Annotated in this window: 4 protein-coding genes; 3 read left to right on the top strand and 1 reads right to left on the bottom strand. The window is 73.3% G+C overall.

Translation table 11 applies throughout. The features are described from left to right. The first annotated feature begins 152 nt into the window (after window positions 1–152). The 3 genes from secF (at window position 153) to CTKZ_RS17245 (ending at window position 4,316) form a co-directional block, all read left to right on the top strand. Complete coding sequence (gene secF, locus CTKZ_RS17255; protein ID WP_124344102.1) at window positions 153–1,253, top strand: protein translocase subunit SecF; 1,101 nt, start codon at window positions 153–155, stop codon at window positions 1,251–1,253. After that, window positions 1,253–1,834: an adenine phosphoribosyltransferase gene (locus CTKZ_RS17250; RefSeq protein WP_124344101.1), complete on the top strand. Its 582-nt coding sequence runs from the start codon at window positions 1,253–1,255 to the stop codon at window positions 1,832–1,834. The genes secF and CTKZ_RS17250 overlap by 1 nt, the downstream gene beginning before the upstream one ends. A gap of 148 nt (window positions 1,835–1,982) precedes the next feature. Next, window positions 1,983–4,316: a RelA/SpoT family protein gene (locus tag CTKZ_RS17245; protein ID WP_124344100.1), complete on the top strand. Its 2,334-nt coding sequence runs from the start codon at window positions 1,983–1,985 to the stop codon at window positions 4,314–4,316. 642 nt (window positions 4,317–4,958) lie between these two features. Here CTKZ_RS17245 and CTKZ_RS17240 read toward each other — a convergent pair. Then, window positions 4,959–6,304: DUF349 domain-containing protein (locus CTKZ_RS17240; protein ID WP_124344099.1), on the bottom strand; the 1,346-nt coding region annotated here is incomplete at its 5' end.

The following is a 6,304-nucleotide window of genomic DNA, read 5'->3' as shown; positions in this document are numbered from 1 at the left end:
ACGTCCGGCCCGACGATCGCGGAGCGCCGCGCGGCGGCCCGCGCGGCCGCCGGCGACGGGTCGGCACCGCCGCCCGACGCGCCCGAACCGACGCCCGACGCAGCCGCGCAGGACGAGCCCCGGACCGGGCGCACCGAGGGGAGCGAGCACTGATGGCCCAGGGATTCGCCCAGTGGGGCAACGACCTCTACACGGGGCGCCGGTCGTACGACATCGTCGGCCGCCGTCGCGTCTGGTACACGATCTCGGCGATCCTCGTCGCGATCTCGGCGGTGCTGCTGATCAAGCCCGGCCTCAACCCGGGCATCGAGTTTCGCGGCGGGTCGGAGTTCGTCGTCTCGAACGTCCAGAACCTCGACCAGCAGCTGGCGATCGACACCGTGCAGGAGATCGCGCCGGCCGAGTCGCCGAAGGTGACGACGGTCAGCGGCAAGAGCCTGCGCATCCAGACCGCCGAGCTGAGCAACGCGGACGTCGAGGAGGTGCAGGGCGCGCTCGCCGAGGCGTACGACGTCCCCAAGGACCAGGTGACGACCTCGTTCATCGGCCCGTCGTGGGGCGCGGACATCTCGCGCAAGGCGATCACCGGCATCCTCGTCTTCCTCCTGTTCGTGACGATCGTGATGACGATCTACTTCCGCAACTGGCGGATGGCGATCGCCGCGCTCGTCGCGCTGTTCCACGACCTGATCATCACGGCGGGCGTCTACGCGGGCGTCGGTTGGGAGGTCACGCCGGCGACGGTCATCGGCTTCCTCACGATCCTCGGGTACTCGATCTACGACACCGTGGTCGTGTTCGACAAGGTGCGCGAGAACACGGCCGACACGCTCGACCAGAGCCGCTTCACCTACGCGGAGAAGGCGAACCTCGCGGTCAACCAGACGCTCGTGCGGTCGATCAACACGTCCGTCGTCGCACTGCTCCCGGTCGCGTCGATCCTCTTCGTGGGCGCGTTCGTCCTCGGGGCGGGCACGCTGCGCGACATCGCGCTCGCGCTCTTCGTCGGCATGCTGATCGGCACGTTCTCGTCGATCTTCCTCGCGACCCCGGTCGAGGTCTCGCTGCGCGAGCGCGAGCCCGCGATCCGCGAGCACACGCGCAAGGTGCTCGCGGCGCGCGAGCAGCGGCGCACGGGCGGGTCGGAGGACGAGGACCCCGAGGCCCTGGCCGCCGCGACCATCCACTCGGCGGGCCAGCTCCGTCCGGGCGCGCACCAGGGTGTCGCCGCGCAGCCGAAGCGGCGCCGGTGATGACCTCCATCGACGGATCGACCGCGGGGGCGCTCTCGGGCGCCCCCGCGGGCCGTGCGGCGCTGCTCGCGCGCGTCGACGAGCTCGTGCGCCGTGTGCCGGACTACCCGAAGGCCGGTGTCCTGTTCCGGGACATCACGCCGCTGCTGGCCGACGGCCCCGCGTTCGCGGGCGTCGTCGACGCGATCGCCGCCGACGCGCCGGACGGCGTGGACCTGGTCGCCGGCATGGAGGCCCGCGGGTTCCTGCTCGCGGCGCCCGTCGCGACCGCGCTCGGCGCCGGCGTGCTCCCCGTGCGCAAGGCGGGCAAGCTCCCCGGGCCGACCGCCGTCGAGCACTACGAGCTCGAGTACGGGCACGCGTCGGTCGAGATCCACCCGTTCACGGTGCCCGAGGGCGCGCGCGTGCTGGTGATCGACGACGTGCTCGCCACGGGTGGCACCGCGGCGGCGACCGTGGCGCTGCTCCGGCGGTGCGGCGCCGACGTCGTCGGGCTGTCGTTCCTCGTCGAGCTGCTCGGACTCGACGGCCGCGCGAAGCTCGGCGACCTCCCCGTCGACGCGCTCGTGCAGGTGCCCTGACCTCGTCCGTCGCGGTGACGCGGGCGGTCGCGTGTCGGTGCGCGCCTGCGGGCGGACGTAGACTGCTGCGATCCGGTCCCCGCGGGTCGGACGTCCCGCCACTGGCCGCCGAGACGTCCCAGGGGGCGACGACCGCGGGAGGGGTGGCATGAGCGACGACGTCCGAGCGCCCGAGGCCGCGGTCCCCGAGGTCGCGACCGACTCCGGGGCGAGCGCGTCGAGCCGCGTCCGGTCCCGTCTGCAGCGGTTCGGCCAGCGGTCCGGCCCGGCGTTCCCCGCGCTCGAGCCCGTGCTCCAGGCGGCGCGGACCAACCACCCGAAGGCCGACCTGACGGTCGTCGAGCAGGCGTACGTCGTCGCCGAGAAGGCGCACCGCGGCCAGCTGCGCAAGAGCGGCGACCCGTACATCACGCACCCCGTCGCGGTCGCGACGATCCTCGCCGAGCTCGGCATGACGCCGTCGACGCTCGCCGCCGCGCTGCTGCACGACACCGTCGAGGACACCGAGTACTCGCTCGACCAGCTGCGACGCGAGTTCGGGCCCGAGGTCGCGATGCTCGTCGACGGTGTCACCAAGCTCGACAAGGTCACCTACGGCGACGCGGCGCAGGCCGAGACGGTCCGCAAGATGGTCGTCGCGATGTCGCGTGACATCCGCGTGCTCGTCATCAAGCTCGCCGACCGGCTGCACAACGCGCGCACCTGGAAGTTCGTCGCCTCGACGTCGGCCGAGAAGAAGGCCCGCGAGACGCTCGAGATCTACGCCCCGCTGGCCCACCGCCTCGGCATGAACACGATCAAGTGGGAGCTCGAGGACCTGTCGTTCGCGACGCTCTACCCGAAGCTCTACGACGAGATCGTGCACCTGGTCGCCGAGCGCGCCCCGGCCCGCGAGGAGTACCTGGCGGTCGTCCGCGAGCAGGTCGGCGCCGACCTGCGCAGCGCGAAGATCAAGGCCACGGTCACGGGCCGGCCGAAGCACTACTACTCGATCTACCAGAAGATGATCGTGCGGGGCCGCGACTTCGCCGACATCTACGACCTGGTCGGCGTGCGCGTCCTGGTCGACACGGTGCGGGACTGCTACGCGGCGCTGGGCGCCCTGCACGCGCGATGGAACCCGGTCCCCGGCCGGTTCAAGGACTACATCGCGATGCCGAAGTTCAACCTCTACCAGTCGCTGCACACGACCGTGATCGGCCCCGGCGGCAAGCCCGTCGAGATCCAGATCCGGACGCACGACATGCACCGCCGGGCCGAGTACGGCGTCGCCGCGCACTGGAAGTACAAGGAGACGGCGAAGAACGCCGCGGGCGGGCAGACCGACGCCGCCGGCAACGACATGGTGTGGCTGCGCCAGCTCGTCGACTGGCAGAAGGAAACGGCCGACCCGACCGAGTTCCTCGACTCGCTGCGGTTCGAGATCGCCGGCTCCGAGGTCTACGTCTTCACGCCCAAGGGCGACGTGATCGCGCTGCCGTCCGGCTCGACGCCCGTCGACTTCGCGTACGCGGTGCACACCGAGGTCGGCCACCGGACGATGGGCGCACGCGTCAACGGGCGGCTCGTGCCGCTCGACTCGGCGCTCGAGAACGGCGACGTGGTCGACGTCTTCACGTCCAAGTCCGAGACGGCCGGGCCATCGCGCGACTGGCTCGGGTTCGTCAAGAGCCCCCGTGCACGCAACAAGATCCGCCAGTGGTTCTCGAAGGAGCGCCGCGAGGAGGCGATCGAGCACGGCAAGGACGCCATCGCGAAGGCGATGCGCAAGCAGAACCTGCCGATCCAGCGCCTGCTCTCCCACGAGTCGCTCGTCGCCCTCGCGAACGAGATGCGCTACCAGGACGTGTCCGCCCTCTACGCGGCGATCGGCGAGGGCCAGGTGTCCGCGGCGACCGTCGTCCAGCGGCTCGTCCACTCCCTCGGCGGCGAGCCCGCGGCCGAGGAGGACCTCGCCGAGACCGCCCGTCCCGGGCCGACCGCGCGCCGCGTGCGCACGGGCGACGTCGGCGTGGTCGTCAAGGGCGTCGACGACATCTGGGTCAAGCTCGCCAAGTGCTGCACACCCGTCCCGGGCGACGACATCGTCGGCTTCGTCACGCGCGGCGCCGGGGTCAGCGTGCACCGGTCCGACTGCGTGAACGTCGACGCCCTGCGGTCGCAGCCCGAGCGCCTCGTCGACGTCGAGTGGAGCCACACCAGCTCGACGCTGTTCCTCGTGCAGATCCAGGTCGAGGCGCTCGACCGCAGCCGGCTGCTGTCCGACGTCACGCGCGTCCTGTCGGACCACCACGTCAACATCCTGTCGGCGTCCGTGTCGACGTCACGCGACCGGGTCGCGCTGTCGCGGTTCGTGTTCGAGATGGCCGAGCCGTCGCACCTCGCGTCCGTGCTCGCCGCCGTCCGCAAGGTCGAGGGCGTGTTCGACGTGTACCGCATCACCGGGTCGAAGGCCGCCGAGGAGCCCGTCATCCGCGCCTGACGCGTCGTCGAGGCTGTGCAGCAGCGCGCGTGCCTGGCGCACGCCGCGCCGTCCGCGCAGCGTGTCGAGCTCCCGCAGCGCGGCGTGCGGGTCGAAGCCCGCGGCGACGAGGTCGACGAGCAGTCGACGGGCGCGGGCCGGAGCGACGAACCGGGCGACGTCGGTGCCCGTGCGCTGCACCGTGGTCACGCGCAGCCCGCCGACGAGCTCGACGTCGGACGGCGTGAGCGTCGCCTCCGCCGACGTCCGCCGCGCGCTGGGCGAGGCACGGCGACGACCGCTGGCGACGAGGACGTCGACCTTGGGCGGCGGAGCACCGCCCGTGTGCACCCACGCCGCGCTCCCGCGCCCCACCACACCGCCGTGCGGCATCTCGTCGACCAGCGACGCGCCCCGGAGCGCGGGGGAGGGCGGCAGGTCGGCGACGACCGCGACGTCCCCCCAGACGGGGCGCACAACTCCGTCGCGGACCAGCGCGAACCAGGTGGCCGCGCCCACGTCGCCGCGCCGGACGACGGTCGGCAGCGCGCGCGGCCGCGGGCGGAGGTCCTCGAGGGTCGTCACGCGCGCCAGCATGACGGAGCCGGGCCACCCCGTGGGGCGGCCCGGCTCCGGCTGTGGACGACGGTGTGTCGCGGCGGATCAGCCGCGCGCGTCCTCCGCGGCCCGCTGGACCTGCTCGAGCCACGACCGGCGTGCGTCGAGCGCGGCCTGCGCGTCCGCGATCCGGCGCGCGTCGCCCGCCGACTTCGCGCGCTCGAGGTCGGCCTCGAGACCCGCGATCGCCTGCTCGAGCTGCGCCGCCGCACCCTCGGCACGAGCGCGGGTCTCCGGGTTGGTGCGGCGCCACTGCGTCTGCTCCGCGTCACGGATCGCCGACTCGACCGCGCGCAGCCGGCCCTCGACCCGCTGGATGTCGGCACGCGGGACCTTGCCCGCGGTCTCCCAGCGGTCCTGGATCGAGCGGATGGCCTGCTTGGCGGCGTTGAGGTCGCGCACCGGCAGCAGCGCCTCGGCCTCGACCAGCAGCGCCTCCTTGACGTCGAGGTTCGCGCGGAACTCCGTGTCCGTCGCCGCCGAGTGCGCGTCGCGGGCCGCGAAGAACGCGTCCTGCGCGGCCCGGAACCGGGCCCACAGGGCGTCGTCGTCCGCCCGGCTCGCGCGACCCGCGGCCTTCCAGCGCGTCATGAGGTCGCGGAACGCGCCCGCCGTCGGCCCCCAGTCGGTGCTGTCCTGGAGCTTCTCCGCCTCGGCGACGAGCTGCTCCTTCGCAGCCTTCGCACCCGCGTTGCGCGCCTCGAGCTCGGCGAAGAAGTGCCGGCGCTCACGGTCGAACGTCGTGCGCGCGTGGCTGAACCGCTTCCAGAGCGACTCCTCCGTCGGACGGTCGAGGCGCGGGCCGCTGCGCTGCGCGGTCTTCCACTCCTCGAGCAGCGTGCGCAGCTGCTCGCCGGCCGGGCGCCACTGGATCCGCGCCGGATCCGTGCCGGCGATCTTCTCCGCCTGCTCGACGATCGCCGTGCGGGCCTCGAGCGCCGCCTGCCGTGCCGCCTGCCGCTCGGCGTCCGCCGCGGCCCGACGTTCGGCGGCGACGCCGCGCAGCGACTCCAGGCGCTCGCGCAGCCCGTCCAGGTCACCGACAGCCGCCGGCTCCTTGAGCTCCTCCGTGAGCCGCGTGAGCGTCTGGTCGATCTCCTTGACCGACAGGTCGGTCGCCTGGAGCCGCGCCTCGAACAGCGTGACCTTCGCCTGGAGGTCCAGGTAGCGGCGCACGTAGAGCGCGAGCGCCTCCTCGCTGGACGCGCCCGGGAACTGCCCGACCACGCGCTCGCCCGCGGCCTCGCGGACCGACACCGTGCCGTCCGCGTCGACCGAGCCGAACGTCGCGGCGTGCGCGGCCTCGGCGCTGTCGTCGGGGGCGGCGACCGGGGCCGGTGCGGGGGTGGCGGGAGCGGCCGCGGGGTGGGCCGGCGGGTGCGGCACCGGAC

Origin of the sequence: Cellulomonas algicola (assembly GCF_003851725.1) — a bacterium.
Lineage (GTDB): Bacteria > Actinomycetota > Actinomycetes > Actinomycetales > Cellulomonadaceae > Cellulomonas > Cellulomonas algicola.
Note: the sequence above shows the minus strand (reverse complement) of the source record. Positions and strands in the feature narration are given on the sequence as shown.

Coding starts and splice junctions, on each gene's coding strand:
- secF (WP_124344102.1), top strand. CDS start 153: ATGGCCCAGGGATTCGCCCAGTGGGGCAACGACCTCTACACGGGGCGC.
- CTKZ_RS17250 (WP_124344101.1), top strand. CDS start 1,253: ATGACCTCCATCGACGGATCGACCGCGGGGGCGCTCTCGGGCGCCCCC.
- CTKZ_RS17245 (WP_124344100.1), top strand. CDS start 1,983: ATGAGCGACGACGTCCGAGCGCCCGAGGCCGCGGTCCCCGAGGTCGCG.